At 71.9% G+C, this 15676-nt stretch carries 15 protein-coding genes; 10 read left to right on the plus strand and 5 right to left on the minus strand.

The genetic code is table 11. The features are described from left to right. On the minus strand, window positions 1-1277 hold a 1277-nt coding region (locus MHW47_RS10120; protein ID WP_239222335.1), incomplete at its 3' end, for a serine/threonine-protein kinase. A gap of 144 nt (window positions 1278-1421) precedes the next feature. Between MHW47_RS10120 and MHW47_RS10125 the strand changes: the two genes are divergently transcribed. Together MHW47_RS10125 and MHW47_RS10130 are read left to right on the plus strand one after the other, a co-directional pair. Then, the gene (locus MHW47_RS10125; RefSeq protein ID WP_239222336.1) at window positions 1422-2138 is read left to right on the plus strand and encodes a GntR family transcriptional regulator; all 717 of its coding nucleotides are present in this window, start codon (window positions 1422-1424) and stop codon (window positions 2136-2138) included. 107 nt (window positions 2139-2245) lie between these two features. Next, a complete protein-coding gene (locus MHW47_RS10130; RefSeq protein WP_239222337.1) occupies window positions 2246-2896 on the plus strand; it encodes a hypothetical protein in 651 nt (216 codons plus the stop codon). 70 nt (window positions 2897-2966) lie between these two features. On the opposite strand, the gene MHW47_RS10135 is transcribed toward MHW47_RS10130, so the two are convergent. After that, a complete protein-coding gene (locus MHW47_RS10135) occupies window positions 2967-3749 on the minus strand; it encodes an SLATT domain-containing protein (protein WP_275449049.1) in 783 nt (260 codons plus the stop codon). A 395-nt stretch (window positions 3750-4144) separates the two neighbouring features. Here MHW47_RS10135 and MHW47_RS10140 point away from each other — a divergent pair, with 395 nt between their 5' ends. The 7 genes from MHW47_RS10140 (at window position 4145) to MHW47_RS10170 (ending at window position 10595) form a co-directional block, all read left to right on the plus strand. After that, a complete protein-coding gene (locus tag MHW47_RS10140; RefSeq protein ID WP_239222361.1) occupies window positions 4145-4483 on the plus strand; it encodes a YbaB/EbfC family nucleoid-associated protein in 339 nt (112 codons plus the stop codon). 100 nt (window positions 4484-4583) lie between these two features. Continuing rightward, a complete protein-coding gene (recR, locus tag MHW47_RS10145) occupies window positions 4584-5183 on the plus strand; it encodes a recombination mediator RecR (RefSeq protein WP_239222339.1) in 600 nt (199 codons plus the stop codon). 92 nt (window positions 5184-5275) lie between these two features. Then, window positions 5276-5935 carry a DUF5063 domain-containing protein gene (locus tag MHW47_RS10150; protein ID WP_239222340.1) on the plus strand — a complete coding sequence of 220 codons (660 nt, stop codon included), beginning with the start codon at window positions 5276-5278 and terminating at the stop codon, window positions 5933-5935. 240 nt (window positions 5936-6175) lie between these two features. After that, entirely contained in the window at window positions 6176-7447 is a 1272-nt protein-coding gene (locus tag MHW47_RS10155; protein ID WP_239222341.1) for an aspartate kinase, read from the plus strand. Continuing rightward, window positions 7444-8508, plus strand: a complete 1065-nt coding sequence (locus tag MHW47_RS10160; RefSeq protein ID WP_239222342.1) for an aspartate-semialdehyde dehydrogenase — start codon at window positions 7444-7446, stop codon at window positions 8506-8508. The genes MHW47_RS10155 and MHW47_RS10160 overlap by 4 nt, the downstream gene beginning before the upstream one ends. Window positions 8509-8889: 381 nt before the next feature. After that, window positions 8890-9465, plus strand: a complete 576-nt coding sequence (locus MHW47_RS10165; protein ID WP_239222343.1) for a SigE family RNA polymerase sigma factor — start codon at window positions 8890-8892, stop codon at window positions 9463-9465. Next, a complete protein-coding gene (locus MHW47_RS10170) occupies window positions 9462-10595 on the plus strand; it encodes a hypothetical protein (RefSeq protein WP_239222344.1) in 1134 nt (377 codons plus the stop codon). Before MHW47_RS10165 ends, MHW47_RS10170 begins: the two co-directional genes overlap by 4 nt. 109 nt (window positions 10596-10704) lie before the next feature. Here MHW47_RS10170 and MHW47_RS10175 read toward each other — a convergent pair whose 3' ends face one another. After that, window positions 10705-11586, minus strand: coding sequence for an SURF1 family protein (locus tag MHW47_RS10175; RefSeq protein ID WP_239222345.1), 882 nt, complete (start codon window positions 11584-11586; stop codon window positions 10705-10707). 72 nt (window positions 11587-11658) lie between these two features. Beyond that, window positions 11659-13539: a prolyl oligopeptidase family serine peptidase gene (locus MHW47_RS10180; RefSeq protein WP_239222346.1), complete on the minus strand. Its 1881-nt coding sequence runs from the start codon at window positions 13537-13539 to the stop codon at window positions 11659-11661. A 70-nt stretch (window positions 13540-13609) separates the two neighbouring features. Here MHW47_RS10180 and MHW47_RS10185 point away from each other — a divergent pair, with 70 nt between their 5' ends. Continuing rightward, window positions 13610-14443, plus strand: a complete 834-nt coding sequence (locus MHW47_RS10185; RefSeq protein WP_239222347.1) for a bifunctional 2-polyprenyl-6-hydroxyphenol methylase/3-demethylubiquinol 3-O-methyltransferase UbiG — start codon at window positions 13610-13612, stop codon at window positions 14441-14443. 66 nt (window positions 14444-14509) lie between these two features. Here MHW47_RS10185 and MHW47_RS10190 read toward each other — a convergent pair whose 3' ends face one another. Next, entirely contained in the window at window positions 14510-15316 is an 807-nt protein-coding gene (locus MHW47_RS10190; protein WP_239222348.1) for an SGNH/GDSL hydrolase family protein, read from the minus strand. Between the last annotated feature and the right edge of the window lie 360 nt (window positions 15317-15676).

Raw genomic sequence — 15676 nt, forward strand, 5'->3', positions numbered from 1 at the left:
GGAGGGACGGCGGCCCCGGCGGGGGCGTCGAGCCCCTCGGTGGCGGGTTCGGCGGGGGACGCGGGCGGTGCGGCGGGCGCTCCTGCGGCGGGCGGGACCGGCTTGCGCAGGGACACCGCGTCGCGCGCCTCGGCCCCGCCGCCCGGCACGGCGTCGTTCGGCACGGGCCCCGGGACGGACCCGCCCGGCACGGCGTCGTTCGGCACCGCGTCGCTCGGGGCGGCCGCGCTCGGCCTCGCTCCCCCGAGCCCCGCCCCGTCGAGCCTCGCCCCGCCCGGCCCCGCCCCGCCCGACACCGTCCCCCGGGGCCCCGTCGTGCCCGGCACCGCGTCCTCCGGGTCCTCCGAGTCCAGCAGCTCCACCGCGTGGCGGCCGAGCTGGGCGATGAGCGCGCCCGGCAGCCAGGGCTCCGTACCCGTGTCGCCGTCCGCCAGCAACGCCAGCAGGTCGTCCGTGGTGGGCCTGGCCCGCGGGTCCTTGTGCAGGCAGCCCCGTATGAGGTCGTCGAGGCCCGCGGTGACGCCGGTCAGGTCCGGGTCCTCCTGCGCGATGCGGAAGAGCACGGCGTGCATCTCGTTGGCAGCGGCCCCGAAGGGCAGCCGCCCGGTCAGGGCGTACGTCAGCACCGACCCCAGACAGAACACGTCGCTCGCCGCGCTCACCCGCTCCCCCCGCACCTGCTCCGGGGACATGAAGCCGGGCGAGCCGACGAGCGCGCCGGTCCGGGTGAGGCCGCCGTCCGTGACGGTGTCCAGGGCCCTGGCTATCCCGAAGTCGATGACGCGTGGACCGTCGATCGTGAGGAGGATGTTGGAGGGCTTCAGGTCCCGGTGGATGAGACCGGCCGTGTGGATGTCCTTGAGGGCGTGCGCCAGACCCGCGCCGAGGATGCGTACGGAGCGCTCCGGCAGCGGCCCGAACGTGCCGGGGGCAGGAGCCTGCCCGGGCGCGGTGCCGGACCGGCCGGAGACGGTGGCGTGCAGGGAGGGCCCGGCCACGTACCCGGTCGCGACCCACGGCACATCGGCCTCGGTGTCCGCGTCCAGCACGGGCGCGGTCCACCGGGAGCCCACCCGGCGGGCGGCGCCCACCTCCTGACGGAACCGGTCGCGGAACTCCTGCTGGGCGGCCAGTTCCTCGCGCACGAGCTTGAGCGCGACCGTACGGCCGCGGTCGGAGCGGGCCAGATACACCTGGCCCATGCCCCCGGCGCCCAGGCGCCCCAGCAAGCGGTACGCCCCGATGCGCTGTGGGTCGGTGGACCCGAGTTTCTCCATGGTGTGCGGCCTCCCCCGTACGACAACACGCCGGACGGGGACGAGAATAGCGGCGTGGATCGGCCCGCCGGGGCCCCTCCGGGGCGCCGGGCCCGCCCGGCACCGGTCTAAGGTGACCCGCGTACCGAAACGGGGAGGGGCGCCATGTGCGCGAGCGGAGCCGTCACCCGCAGCACCCTGCGACAGCAGATCGCGGACGCGCTGCGCGACGAGGTGCTCGCCGGGCGGCTGCTGCCGGGGCGGGAGTTCACCGTCAAGCAGATCGCCGAGCAGTACGGGGTCTCCGCGACGCCCGTCCGCGAGGCGCTGTTCGACCTGTCCGCGCAGGGCCTCCTGGAATCCGACCAGCACCGCGGCTTCCGGGTGCACCAGTTCTCGATCGCGGACTACCGGGCGATGGTGGAGGCCCGCGCCCTGGTCATGGACGGCGTCATCCGGGACGTCTTCCACGAACCGGCACCGGAGCGGCGCGGCGACTACCGGGATGCGCTCGTCTCCGTACGGCGCCGCGCCGAGGAGGCCGCCCGTGCCGCGCGGGGCGGTGACCTGGACATCCTGATCGGCTACGACCTGCGCTTCTGGCGCGAGCTGGGCGGGCTCATCGGCAACGGGTACATCAGCGACTTCCTGCAACGGCTGCGCGTGCAGGCATGGATGTTCGCCGTGCCGTACCTGCGAGGCGACGCCGACCCGCGGAACTGGCTGTGGAACGGCCACACCGACCTGGTCGCCGCGATCACGCACCGGGACCGCGAAGCCCTGCGGACGGTCATCAACGACTACAACAACCACGCGCTGAGCTGGGCCGACCGTCTCTCCGAGCCCGGCCCGGCAGCGGGAGAGCCCGGAGCCGGCGGCTGAACCCGGGCGCGAGCGGGGCGCCGGGCAGGGGCGGCCCCTGTGCGCGCGGTGCCCGCCGCATTACGCTGTCCCGACCACCGCACGCCCCCGTTGGAGAGCGAGACTTCGTGGCCTGTGACCTGTGGCTGGTCCCCCTCGTCGATGTGCTGTGCCAGAGCCCCGACAACCCGTTCGCCGAAGAGATCGCCCTCTACGACAAGGCCCTGGGCGAGGCGGGGCTGCCGTCCGTCCCCGTCTACGCCTACATGCCGGGACTGACCGGGGACGTGGCCCCGGTGGCCGGCTTCGACTACGACGCACTGCATCTGCTGCGCCGCGCCTACCTGCTCCGCCTCAGCGGACTCGCCGTCGCCCCGGTCGACGAGTTGGGCGGCGACTACGAGCAGCTGCTGGAGATGTTCGAGCAGACGGCCCGGCAGTCCCATCTGGTGTGGCACTTCGACCACGCGGGGGCGTACGTCCCGCTCGACTTCGCCGCCCCGGTCTCCACCGACGACCTGCTGGCCGCGGGCGGCCCGCTCGGTTCGGCGCACGGGCTGCTGCGGGAGCTGGAGTTCGTCGCCCCGGCCCTCGGCATCGACCCGGCGAACCCGCCGGCCGCCCCCCTGCCGCCCGCCGCCCCCACCGAGCTGGAGGAACCGGCGAACTCCGTCCCGTACGACGACGACCCCTTCGCCCGCGAGCGCCACGTCTGGCTCGGCCTGCACGCGGCGGTCACCCGCAGCCTCGCCCAGGGCTCGATGATCGTCTTCAGCTGACCCGGACCCCGGACCCCCGGCCCCCGGACCCCCGGCCCCCGGACCCCCGGCCCCCGGACCCCCGCACCGGTCAGCGCGGGGACTCCGGCGGCCGCTGCCGCGGCATGTTCGGCCGGCCCATCGACTGGAGCGGGAAGCGGTGCGTCGTGCCCGGCTCGGGGCGCCCGTTCCCCGAGCCGCCGGAGACCAGGGCCTGCATCCCCAGCGGCGCGGGACCGGCCCGGAACTCCACCATCCAGTCGGCGGTCTCCGACCGGACCAGCTCCGTGATGTCCTCGGAGAAGCGGCGCAGCACGCCCAGGCAGCGCTCGGTCGCCTCGCTCGCCGTCCCCTCGGTCGGCCCGAGCACCTCCCGTACACACTCCGACGACCAGTCGAACCGCAGCACCTGGAGCCGGCGCTGCACGGCCTGCGCCGTCGCCAGATTCCTTATCCAGCCCGAGGTCAGCCCGAAGTACCGGTCGCACGCCATGCAGGCGGCGCCGAGCAGCAGCGACAGGTAGCCCCAGCCCGCCGCGCCCTCCAGCGCGCCCGTCAGGTCGAGCAGCGGCAGGGCGGCGCCCGCGACCACCCCGGCCGCGGTGCCCAGCCGCAGCGCCCGGGCGGCCCGCCGCTTCCACAGCCGGTCGTTCAGATACCAGTCGGCGGTGCGCAGCGCGTCCGCCTCCAGCCAGCGGTAGAGCTCGTCCAGCCGCTGGGAGGGTTCGCCCCAGTCGCCCAGCGGGAACGGCGCCCCGGTCAGGTCACGGCCCCGCCCCGCACGGCCCCCGGCGCCGGAGCCCGTGTCGGAAGGAGCGGCCGCGCCCGCCGGACCGGGCGTGCCGGACTTGCGGGGCGGCACTTCGGGCTGCATCTCCGGCTGACTCACCGGGGTACTCCTCTGCATGCTGCATATAGCGACGCGTGCTCGCGACCGCGTACTCGACGACGGGGCGGACCCTGCTCTGCTCCCTGGCTGCTCCATGCCTCCGGACGCGACGGGCAGTCCCCCGTGCGTAACCATGCGTGACGGGAAGTATGCGCGTACGTACCGGGGCGCATGCCCTTCCTACCGCCGAATGGTGGGCCGTGGGGTCGAAATCGCGGTATTCCCGCGTGCGCACGGCCTCTGGTCAGGTATAGGAGTCCAGGCACCGCTTCCCGGATCTCACTCGAAAGAGTTGCGCCCCGGCGGGTGGGGCGTACCGCCCGGTGACCACGTAGGCTCGGCGTACCGAAACAATCGTCGTCGAAATGCCTGGAGTGACCGTGATTCCCGGTGGTGGTCAGCCCAATATGCAGCAGCTGCTGCAGCAGGCCCAGAAGATGCAGCAGGAGCTGGCGCGCGCCCAGGAGGAGCTCGCCAGGACCGAGGTGGAAGGCCAGGCGGGCGGTGGCCTGGTCAAGGCGACGGTCAACGGCTCGGGCGAACTGCGCGGCCTCGTGATCGACCCGAAGGCGGTGGACCCGGAGGACACCGAGACCCTCGCGGACCTCGTCGTCGCGGCGGTCCAGGCGGCCAACGAGAACGCTCAGCAGTTGCAGCAGCAGAAGCTGGGGCCGCTGACCGAGGGCCTGGGCGGCGGCGTGCCCGGCCTGCCGTTCTGACCTGCCGTACCCCCGAGGCCGCAGGCCGCATACCCAAGGACGTACGTAGCCCCTACGGTACGTACCACGACTCAGCAGAATCGGTCAGGAAGGCGTTCCGTTGTACGAAGGCGTGGTTCAGGACCTCATCGACGAACTGGGCAGGCTGCCCGGCGTCGGTCCCAAGAGCGCGCAGCGGATCGCCTTCCACGTCCTCCAGGCGGAGCCCACGGACGTGCGGCGGCTGGCCCACGCCCTCCTGGAGGTCAAGGACAAGGTCCGCTTCTGCGTGGTCTGCGGCAATGTGGCCCAGCAGGAGGAGTGCGGCATCTGCCGCGACCAGCGGCGCGACCGCACGGTCATCTGCGTGGTCGAGGAGCCCAAGGACGTCGTCGCGATCGAGCGGACCCGCGAGTTCCGGGGCCGCTACCACGTGCTGGGCGGGGCGATCAGCCCCATCGAGGGCGTCGGGCCGGACGATCTGCGCATCCGCGAGCTGCTGGCCCGCCTCGCGGACGGCTCCGTCACGGAACTGATCCTGGCCACCGACCCGAACCTGGAGGGCGAGGCCACCGCGACGTACCTGGCGCGGATGGTCAAGCCGATGGGCCTGCGCGTCACCCGGCTGGCGAGCGGCCTGCCGGTGGGCGGCGACCTGGAGTACGCGGACGAGGTCACCCTCGGCCGCGCCTTCGAGGGGAGGCGGCTGCTCGATGTCTGAGACTCCCCGCACCGCGGCTCACAAGGGCTTTATGTTCCGCGCGGTTATGGTCTACCCACCGTCTCCGACCGTGCACACGGGAGGTCTCCTCGATGTCTGACGCCACGTTGAACACCGTCACCCAGGACCCCGGCGACTTCGCGGTCCAGATCGCCGACCAGATCAAGACGTTCATCGTCGCGGTCACCGAGGTGTCCAGGGTCGAGGAGCCGGAAGAGGCCGTTCCGGTGCTCCTCCTCCAGGTCTCCCAGCTGTTGCTGGCCGGCGGCCGGCTCGGCGCGTACGAGGACATCGTCCCCGACGAGCGCTACGAGCCCGACCTGGGCGCCGAACCGGACGCCGACGGTCTGCGGGAGCGCTTCGCGGCCCTGCTGGAGCCGATCGACGTCTACTCCGAGGTCTTCGACCCGTACGAGCCGCGCAAGGCCCCCGTCGCGGCCCGCATCTCCGACGACCTGGCCGACCTCGTCACCGATCTGCGCCACGGCCTGGCCCACTACGAGGAGGACCGCACCACGGAGGCCCTGTGGTGGTGGCAGTTCTCCTACTTCTCCAACTGGGGCTCCACCGCGTCCGCCACCCTGCGTGCCCTCCAGTCCCTGATCGCCCACATCCGCCTCAACCAGCCCCTCCAGGAGCTGGACGGCCTGGACACCGACCAGGACGCCGGCGACGAGGACCTCGCCGAGGAGGCGGGCCGCGTGATGGTCGAGGAGATCGCGGGACCGCTGGGCCTGCGGCCGGTCAAGTAGAGGGAGAACCCGGCCGGGCCCTTCGAGGCGCGGTTCCACCGGCCGGCTGTGTGTGGCCTGGGCCACAAAGGGGAATGCGTACGGGTTCGGTGGGCAGCAGCGCGATACGAGCGGTTCGGATGCGGCACGCCGACGATCACGTGGTGAGCGGGACATCTCACCATGTGGTATCAGCGAGGCGTTTCCGGGCTGCTCGTTAAACTGAGCCGACCGCAGTAATGGACTGAGCGAGGAGCGCACGTGGGCCTTGTCGTGCAGAAGTACGGAGGCTCCTCCGTAGCCGATGCCGAGGGCATCAAGCGCGTCGCCAAGCGAATCGTCGATGCCAAGAAGAACGGCAACCAGGTGGTTGTCGTGGTGTCCGCGATGGGCGACACGACGGACGAGTTGATCGATCTCGCCGAGCAGGTATCCCCGATACCGGCCGGGCGTGAGTTCGACATGCTGCTGACCGCGGGAGAGCGGATCTCCATGGCGCTGCTGGCCATGGCGATCAAAAACCTGGGACACGACGCCCAGTCGTTCACCGGCAGCCAGGCAGGCGTCATCACCGACTCGGTCCACAACAAAGCGCGCATCATCGATGTGACGCCGGGCCGTATCCGCACGGCGCTCGACGAGGGGAACATCGCGATCGTCGCGGGGTTCCAGGGTGTGTCCCAGGACAAGAAGGACATCACCACCCTCGGCCGCGGCGGGTCCGACACCACCGCCGTCGCCCTCGCGGCGGCGCTGGAAGCCGACGTCTGCGAGATCTACACCGACGTGGACGGCGTGTTCACCGCCGACCCGCGGGTCGTGTCGAAGGCCCGCAAGATCGACTGGATCTCCTTCGAGGACATGCTGGAGCTGGCCGCGTCCGGCTCCAAGGTGCTGCTGCACCGCTGCGTCGAGTACGCACGCCGTTACAACATCCCGATCCACGTCCGCTCGTCCTTCTCGGGACTGCGCGGAACCTGGGTCAGCAACGAGCCGCAAGGGGACCAGAAGGTGGAGCACGCGATCATCTCCGGAGTCGCCCATGACGTCTCCGAGGCCAAGATCACCGTCGTCGGCGTGCCCGACAAGCCGGGCGAGGCCGCCGCGATCTTCCGTACGATCGCGAACGCGGAGGTCAACATCGACATGGTGGTGCAGAACGTCTCCGCCGCGTCGACCGGCCTGACCGACATCTCGTTCACGCTGCCGAAGGCCGAGGGCCGCAAGGCCATCGACGCCCTGGAGCGCAACCGCGGCGTCATCGGCTTCGAGTCGCTGCGCTACGACGACCAGATCGCCAAGATCTCCCTGGTCGGTGCCGGCATGAAGACCAACCCCGGCGTGACCGCGGGCTTCTTCGAGGCGCTGTCCGACGCCGGCGTGAACATCGAGCTGATCTCGACATCCGAGATCCGCATCTCGGTGGTCACCCGCGCCGATGACGTCAACGAGGCCGTGCGCGCCGTGCACACCGCCTTCGGCCTCGACAGCGACTCCGACGAGGCGGTCGTGTACGGGGGCACCGGCCGATGACCGGACGCCGCCCTTCGCTCGCGGTCGTCGGCGCGACCGGGGCGATCGGTGGCGTCATGCTCCAGATCCTCTCGCAGCACGCGGACGTCTGGGGCGAGGTCAGACTCGTCGCCTCACCGCGTTCGGCCGGCCGCAAGCTGGTCGTGCGTGGTGAGGAGAGCGAGGTCCTCGAACTCACCGAAGAGGTTTTCGAGGGCATCGACGTGGCACTGTTCCTCGTGCCCGCCGAGGTGTCGGCGCGCTGGGCCCCACTCGCCGCGTCCAAGGGCGCCGTCGTCATCGACGACTCCGCCGCCTTCCGGATGGACGGCGACGTTCCGCTCGTCGTGCCCGAGATCAACCCTCATGCCGTACGGATGAGGCCGCGCGGCATCGTCGCGAACCCCAACTGCACCACGCTGGCGCTGATCGTCGCGGTGGGTGCCCTGCACGCCGAATTCGGGCTGCGGGAACTGGTCGTCTCCTCGTACCAGGCCGTCAGCGGCGCCGGACGCGACGGCGTCGCCGTCCTGCGCGAACAGCTGTCGATGGTGGCCGGCACCGAACTCGGTACGACGCCCGGCGACGTACGCCGCGTCGTCGGCGACACGCACGGCGGCCCGTTCGCCGCGCCCGTCGCGCTCAACGTCGTCCCGTGGGCCGGGACGGACGCCGGGGACGGCTGGTCCTCGGAGGAGCGGTCGATCCGCGACGAGTGCCGCAAGATCCTCGACCTGCCGAGCCTGCGCGTGTCGGCGACCTGCGTGTACGTCCCCGTCGTCGCCACGCACTCGATGTCCGTGCACGCGCGCTTCGAGAACGAGGTGGCGGTCGACCGGGCCCACGAGATCCTGGCGACGGCTCCCGGGGTCGTGCTGTACGACAGCCCGGGCGCCGGTGACTTCCCCACCCCCTCCGACGTGGTCGGTACGGACCCGACCTGGGTCGGCCGCGTACGGCGCTCGCTGGACGATCCCTGCGCGCTGGAACTGTTCGTCTGCGGTGACAACCTCCGCAAGGGAGCGGCGCTGAACGTGGCCCAGATCGCGGAATCGGTGGCCGCCGAGTTCCCCCGCCCCTGACCGGTGATGATCATGAGGTCCGGATCGGACGTGTTTCGCACTTTCTGTGAACAGTCTGTGAGCAACTCGCTGGTCTGAACCTCTTGAGCTGGGCAGTCGCCGTGACAGACGATGACCTTTCGGGTCGTTGCAACCGCTGGTCGGACGCCAGGCGTCTCAGCGGTCACTTCTTGCGCGGCGGGGCGCATGTGCGGGCATCTGGGAAGAGCGGGTTCGTATGACGGCATATCGCAGGGCCTCAAACGCGGTGCCGAATGCGTACAACCCTGACGGGGGGAAGCGTGTCCAACTGGCGTGGCAGAGGTTCTCGATATCACAGTGGTGGGCCCCTTGCGCGGCACTTCGGTGCGACCGCGGCGACAGGCCCGCGCAGCCGGTGGCATGCCCGTGATCGCGCCCATGCCCGCCGCACGTCAGACGGGGCTGCCGTCACAGCGCAAGGGTGCTGAGGAGGGCGTGGCAACCGGCACCACCGTCGATCACCTCACCGAAACCTACCGCGCCCACTACCGTTCGCTGCTCGGTCTCGCGGCCCTGCTGCTGGACGACACGGCGTCCTGCGAGGACGTCGTGCAGGAGGCGTTCATCCGCGTGCACTCGGCGCGCAGCCGGGTCCGCGAACCCGAGAAGACCCTGGCGTACCTGCGTCAGACCGTCGTCAACCTCTCCCGCTCCGCGCTCCGCCGCCGCATTCTCGGGCTGAAGCTGCTCTCGAAGCCGATGCCGGACATGGCGAGCGCCGAGGAGGGCGCGTACGACCAGCTGGAGCGGGACGCCCTGATCAAGGCGATGCGCGGCCTCCAGCGGCGCCAGCGCGAGGTGCTGGTCCTGCGCTACTTCGCGGACATGACCGAGGCTCAGGTCGCCGAGACGCTGGGCATATCGCTGGGATCGGTGAAGGCGTACGGCTCGCGGGGCATCGCGGCCCTGCGCGTGGTGATGGAGGCGCAGGTATGAGCTGGCGCGACGGCCACCACGAGGAACCGGGCGCTCGCCCCGCCGGGGACGCCGAGACCCTGGGCCTCACGACCCCGGCCGACCTGTTCGGCGGGGGCGGCATCGACGAGGAGGCGCTGCGCGGCATGATGCGCGGCGTCGTGCAGGGCCTGGAGCCGAGCGAGGGCAGCCTCGACCGGTTGCAGCGCGCGGTGCCCGCCCGGCGGGCCCGGCGCCGGCAGGCGCTGGTCGGCGCGGCCGCCGCCGCGCTGCTGCTCGGCACCGCGATTCCCGCGTTCGTCCACGTCACCAACTCGAAGGGGTCGAGCACGGCCAGCCCCGCCATCGCCGGCCACGGCGAGCAGGCGCAGGGCGGAAACGGGAACGAGCCCGGTGCCGACTCCGGCAACGGCGGCGGTGGCGAGCCCGGCGAGGGCCGGCCGAACGGCGGGCAGGGCGTTCCGCAGCCCACCACGAGCCCGACCGACAGCAGTGTCCGGGGCCAGGACGGCGCCACGGCCGGAGCCTCCACCGACCCGGCCGTCAGCGCGCAGGGCAACCTGCCCGCCTGCAACGCGGGGCAGCTCGGCGTGAAGTCGGCCACCACCGGCGCCGCGGGTGCCGACGGCACGGTGTACGGGGCCTTCCGCATCGCCAACGTGTCCCGCGAGGAGTGCTCGGTGAGCAGCGGGGGCACCGTGGGCTTCGAGGCCATGGGCGCCGCCGACCCGACCCGGATCGAGGTCGTCCGGCACACCGAGGGCGACCCCGCCTCCGGTCTCCCCGACCCGGCGACCGAGGAGGCCACGGTGCTGCTGAAGCCGGACATGGTCTACGAGGTGCAGTTCGCCTGGGTGCCCAAGGACACCTGTCCGTCCACGGGGGCCTCGCCCTCCCCGACGCCGACGGACGGCGCGGCGGGCGCCGGCAACGGCGGCTCCACCGGGTCCGCGGCGGCCGGCGGAGGCACGGGCGAGAGCGAGACGGGCACGGAGACGCAGTTCGGCACGGCGGACGGCGCGGGCACCGCGCAGGGCAGCATCGCCGTGCGGCACATCCCGGAGCCGGGGGCCCCGGTCGCGACGACGAAGATCGACAACGCGTGTGCGGGCACGATCTACCGCACGGGGGTCCTGGAACCCTCGTCATAGGGGCGACGCGGCGGGCGGGCAGGACGGCAGCCGGGCGGAACGGTGGCCGGAGCGGCGGGCGGAACGAGCGCCCGGCGCGCCGCCGGGCCCCGGGTGAGGGCGGCTTCGCTCACGCCGCCCCGGAAGGCGCCTGCGAAGCGGTCTCCGTGTCGGGGGTCTCGGGGACCAGGCCCAGCTGCACGTCCCTGGCCGCCTCGGCCTCCCGGCGGACCAGCCGGAACCACATGAAGACCACGAACGCCGCGAAGACGAACCACTCACCCGTGTAGCCCAGGTTCTGGAACGCCTTGAGGTCGAGCCCGCCGCCCTCCGGCGCGGAGGCGGGTACCGGGCGCAGCGCCACCGCACCGGACCTCGCGCCCGCGTCCGACGCCGCGTCCGCGCCCGACGCCGCGTCGGCGGAAGTGCCCGAGGCGCCCGCGTCGCTCTTCGGCAGCGTCACCCACGCGTCGTACACGTCGTAGGGCACGAGGTTGACCAGCGACGCGGCGCTGATCATGCCCACCTGACCGTCCGGCAGCCCGCCCTTCGCGCCGACCCCCGAGGTGCCGGCGTTCTCCGACGCCTGGAGATCCCCGGTCACCGTGACCTCACCGGCCGGCGCGGGCGGTACGGGGGTCCGGCCGGGGTCTCCGGGCAGCCAGCCGCGCACGACCGGAAGGGCCTTGCCGCTGTCGGTCCGCAGCATGTCCAGGACGTAGAAGCCCTTGCGGTCGTCCAGTCGGCGCTCGGGCACCAGGAAACGGTCCGCGTACCGGCCGGTCGCGGTGGCGGGCCGGCCGGACGTCTCCGTGGTCACGGGCAGCAGTTCGTCGAGCGGCTCGGCCGTCCGGCTGCCCGGCTCCGGCTGCTGCTGGGCGGCCTCGTGCGTCTGCACGCGGTCCTCGAAGCGGCCGAGCTGCCAGGTGCCCATGAACACGCAGAACGGGATGGCCAGCACGACGAAGAGGTTGATCCCCCACCACCGCGGGGTCAGCAGGAACCGGTACACCCCTCCACGGTACGGTCTCCGCTCCGGCCGACCGGAGCGGGGGCACCCGGAAAGCCCGGCTTTATCCAGCCCCTACGCCCCGCCGACCGGCACCTCCTCACCGCTCGGGTCGCCGGGCCCGGCGGGGGATACCCCCGCGAGGTGGCGCTGGGCGAATGCGAGCTCCAGCCGGACCTGCTTGATCCGCTCCTCCACGACCAGCGAGCCGTGGCCCGCGTCGTACCGGTAGACCTCGTGGACGGCACCGCGTTCCTTGAGCCGGTCCACGTAGTTCTCGATCTGGCGGATCGGGCAGCGCGGGTCGTTGACGCCGGCCGAGATGTAGACGGGCGCCCGCACGGCGTCGACGTACGTCAGGGGCGACGACGCCTCGAACCGCTCGGGCACCTCCTCGGGCGTGCCGCCCAGCAGCGTGCGGTCCATCGCCTTCAGGGCCTCCATCTCGTCGTGGTACGCCGTGACGTAGTCCGCGACGGGGACGGCGGCCAGGCCGAGGGCCCAGTCGCCGGGCTGCGTACCGAGGCCGAGCAGGGTGAGGTAGCCGCCCCAGGAGCCGCCGGCCAGGACCAGCTTGGCCGGGTCCGCGAGGCCGGACTTCACCGCCCACTCCCGGACCGCCGCGATGTCCTCCAGCTCGATGAGCCCGACCCGGTGCTTCAACGCGTCCGTCCAGGCCCGCCCGTAGCCGGTCGAGCCGCGGTAGTTGACCCGTACGACCGCGTAGCCGTGGTCCACCCAGGCGGCGGGACCGGCCGCGAACGCGTCGCTGTCGTGCCAGGTCGGGCCGCCGTGGATCTCGAAGATCGTGGGGAACGGCCCCTCGGCGGGCGCGGCCGGGCGCTGCACGAGGGCATGGACCCGGCCGCCGGGCCCGTCCACCCACACGTCCTCGACCGGTACCGATCCCGGCGCCTTGGCCCCCGGCGGGTCGAGCACCACCGCGCCCGTCGTGGAGCGGACGACGGGCGGCTCGGCCGCCGACGACCACAGGTACTCGACCGTCCCGTCCGGCCGGGCCGTGGCTCCCGAGACCGTGCCGGTGGGGGTCTCCACGCGCACCAGACGGCCGTCGGCCGCGACGGGCTCGTACCGCCACAGCTCGCTGCGGGCCTCGAAGCCGTGCTCGATGAGCAGCGCGGAGCCGTCCGGATACCACTCGGCGCCCACATCGCCCGGCAGGTCGATGGCCAGGTCCGTCTCCGTACCCGTCACCGGATTCCAGATCATCGGCTCCCAGCGGCCGCGCCTCTGGTGTCCGACCAGCAGCCGGGGGTCTCCGGCGACCGGAGCGAAACCGAGGACCGCGAGCCCCAGTTCCTTGGTGCCGCCCTCGGTGTCGTCCAGCTCCGCGACCGTCGTCCCGTCCGGCCGGACCACGCGCAGCGCGGAGTGCATCGCGTCCCCGTGCTCGGTGTGCTCCAGCGCGATCAGCGTGCCGTCGTGGCTCAGGTCACCGACGCCGGCCGACTCGCGATGCCGGTAGATCTCGACGGGGGCCTGCCCGGGCCGCACGACGTGGACCGTGGTGCCGTCCTCGTCCGTCGAACGGCCGATGACCGCTGTGCCGTCCCGGCCGATCGCGAGTCCGGCCGGGTAGGACGGTTCGAGGCCGGGGGCGGCCGGCGCGGTCTCCGCGTCCGTCCCGCCGCGGAACGGACGCCGTATCCACACCCCGAACTCGTCCCCGTCGGTGTCGTCGAACCACCACACGGACTCACCGTCCGGCGTCAGCACGCCGTCCGTCGTCCCATTCGGGCGGTCGGTCACCTGGCGCTGCTCGCCGGTGGCCCGGTCCCAGGTGTACAGCTCGTAGGTCCCCGTCGCGTTGGACACGAACAACGCGCGGTCCGGCGCGTCCTCGGCCCAGTCGGGCAGCGAAACACGGGGAGCCCGGAATCGTTGCTCCCACAGCGGAACGGATGCGGTCGTCGGCGAACCAGTGGCCTCAGTCATGACCCCATTCTGCGCAGACGCGCCGACAATCCGTTCGCTTCGTCCGCAGCCTGTGGATAACCTCGCGCACATGTCCACCCCTCCGATACCGCCCGACTGGCGCGAAGCCAACCGCAGGATGTGGGATGAGCGTGTGCCCATCCACGCTGGCAGTGACTTCTACGACCTCGGCTCCTTCCGTGAGGGCAAGGACGCGCTGAGGCCCTTCGAGGTGGACGAGGTCGGCGACGTCACCGGCCGGACGCTGCTGCACCTGCAGTGCCACATCGGACTCGACACGATCTCCTGGGCGCGGCACGGCGCCGCCCAGGTCGTCGGTCTCGACTTCTCCGAACCGGCCGTCGAGACGGCGCGCGCCCTCGCCCTGGACGTGGGGCTGGGCCCCGACCGGGCGGCCTTCGTCGCCGCCGACGTGTACGACGCGGCCCAGGCCGTACCGGACTCGTCGTACGACATCGTGTACACGGGCGTCGGCGCTTTGAACTGGCTGCCCGACATCGAACGCTGGGCGGAGACGGCCGCCTCGCTGGTGGCGCCGGGCGGCTTCCTCTACCTCGCGGAGTTCCATCCGCTCACGGACTGCCTCGACGACGAGTCGGGCTCGCGGATCGTGCACGACTACTTCAGCCGCGAGGCATGGGTGGACGAGACGCCGGGTACGTACGCGGACTTCGATGCCCCGACGGTCCACAACCGCAGCGTCGAGTGGCAGCATCCGATCGGCAGCGTGGTGTCCGCCCTGGCTGCGGCGGGCCTGCGCATCGAGTTCCTCCACGAGCACGACGTCTCGCTCTTCGCGCGATTCCCCGTCCTGAAACGTGGCACGGACGACTTCTTCCGCTTTCCGCCGGACCGCCCGCGCATTCCGTTGATGTACTCGGTCAAGGCGTCCCGCCCGGCATGACGAACGGCGCGGCGACGCCCCGGGGAACCGGGACACCGCCGCGCCGCTGCTTCCTTCCCGTACCGCCTACGCCGCGGAGCGGAACGCGGGCAGGTAGCCGCCCGACTGCCCCGCGGCCTTCGGGTGGTACGAGTTGTAGACGGGGATCGAGACGCTGTGCAGCCACGGGTCGCCGGAGCACAGTTCGTGCCCGGTGAACTCGTCGGCGACCCCGGAGAAGGTGAATCCGGAGTTTGCCGCCTGCTTGGCGATGACGCCGTTCAGTACGTCGGAGGCGTTGTTGATGGCCGTACGCGCCTTGTCGGACAGGCCGACGAGGCAGCTGCCGCCGATCTTGTAGAAGCGCGGGTAGCCCAGCACTACGACGCGGGCCTGCGGAGCCTTGGAGTGGATGGAGGAGTACAGCGAACTCAGCCGGGACGGCAGGGTGTTGTTCATCTTCCCGACGGCCGTGTTCACGGCCGAGATGCAGGCGGACTCGCCGGACAGCACGCAGTCCTGCATCACGTCGGCGAACCCGACATCGTTGCCGCCCGCGGTGACGCTCACCAGCGAGGTGGACGAACTGAGCGCCCCGAGCTGGCCGCTGGCCACGGTGCTCGTGGTGGTGCCCGAACAGGCGACGAAGGCGAATGACGACGGGGAGTTCGCCGCGGCCCAGAGGTAGGGGTAGGCCTTGGTGCTCCGCCGGCAGTCACCGCTGTCGGACAGATAGCTCCCCGCGCCGACACCGGACGAGTACGAGTCGCCCAGGGCGACGTACCCGCCGGCGGCGGCCGGGGAAGCCGCCGAAGCCGGCTGGGCGAAGCCCAGAGCGGCAGTGGCGGCGAGAAGCAGAGTGGATGCGGACGCCCAGAATCTCCGTACTGACACGGCTGTCAGCCCTCCGAACTGTGGGGGGTGGGTGGGGGGTTGAGTGAGCGTCCCCTGTTGTAGCAGCTCGCGGTACCAGTCGGTAATAGCTCGGAGAGAACCCGCCGGAATTGCCCGAATGATCGGTCGGTAACCGTAGCTCCGCGCGTAGATAAACCCACAACTCCCGCTGAACTTAAGGTTTTACGCCAATCTGCTCATCGCTTCACAGGAGAGCGAGCCCTGCGCCACCGGCGCGCGCTGCGCAGCCCCGAGCGTCGTCAAGCGGAAGGGCTCTCGTGCGAGAGCACCGAGGGGCGAGGCTGCCCGTACCGTCATGTGTACTGCTTCCCCATGGGTGCCCAGGGCCGCGCTCGTTCG

The organism is Streptomyces sp. OfavH-34-F (assembly GCF_022347745.1).
Classification (GTDB): domain Bacteria; phylum Actinomycetota; class Actinomycetes; order Streptomycetales; family Streptomycetaceae; genus Streptomyces.

Bases quoted from the DNA above. Each gene is read 5' to 3' on its own strand.
- MHW47_RS10125 (WP_239222336.1), top strand. From the start codon at position 1,422: ATGTGCGCGAGCGGAGCCGTCACCCGCAGCACCCTGCGACAGCAGATC.
- MHW47_RS10135 (WP_275449049.1), bottom strand. From the start codon at position 3,749: ATGCAGCCCGAAGTGCCGCCCCGCAAGTCCGGCACGCCCGGTCCGGCG.
- MHW47_RS10150 (WP_239222340.1), top strand. From the start codon at position 5,276: ATGTCTGACGCCACGTTGAACACCGTCACCCAGGACCCCGGCGACTTC.
- MHW47_RS10160 (WP_239222342.1), top strand. From the start codon at position 7,444: ATGACCGGACGCCGCCCTTCGCTCGCGGTCGTCGGCGCGACCGGGGCG.
- MHW47_RS10165 (WP_239222343.1), top strand. From the start codon at position 8,890: ATGCCCGTGATCGCGCCCATGCCCGCCGCACGTCAGACGGGGCTGCCG.
- MHW47_RS10170 (WP_239222344.1), top strand. From the start codon at position 9,462: ATGAGCTGGCGCGACGGCCACCACGAGGAACCGGGCGCTCGCCCCGCC.
- MHW47_RS10180 (WP_239222346.1), bottom strand. From the start codon at position 13,539: ATGACTGAGGCCACTGGTTCGCCGACGACCGCATCCGTTCCGCTGTGG.
- MHW47_RS10185 (WP_239222347.1), top strand. From the start codon at position 13,610: ATGTCCACCCCTCCGATACCGCCCGACTGGCGCGAAGCCAACCGCAGG.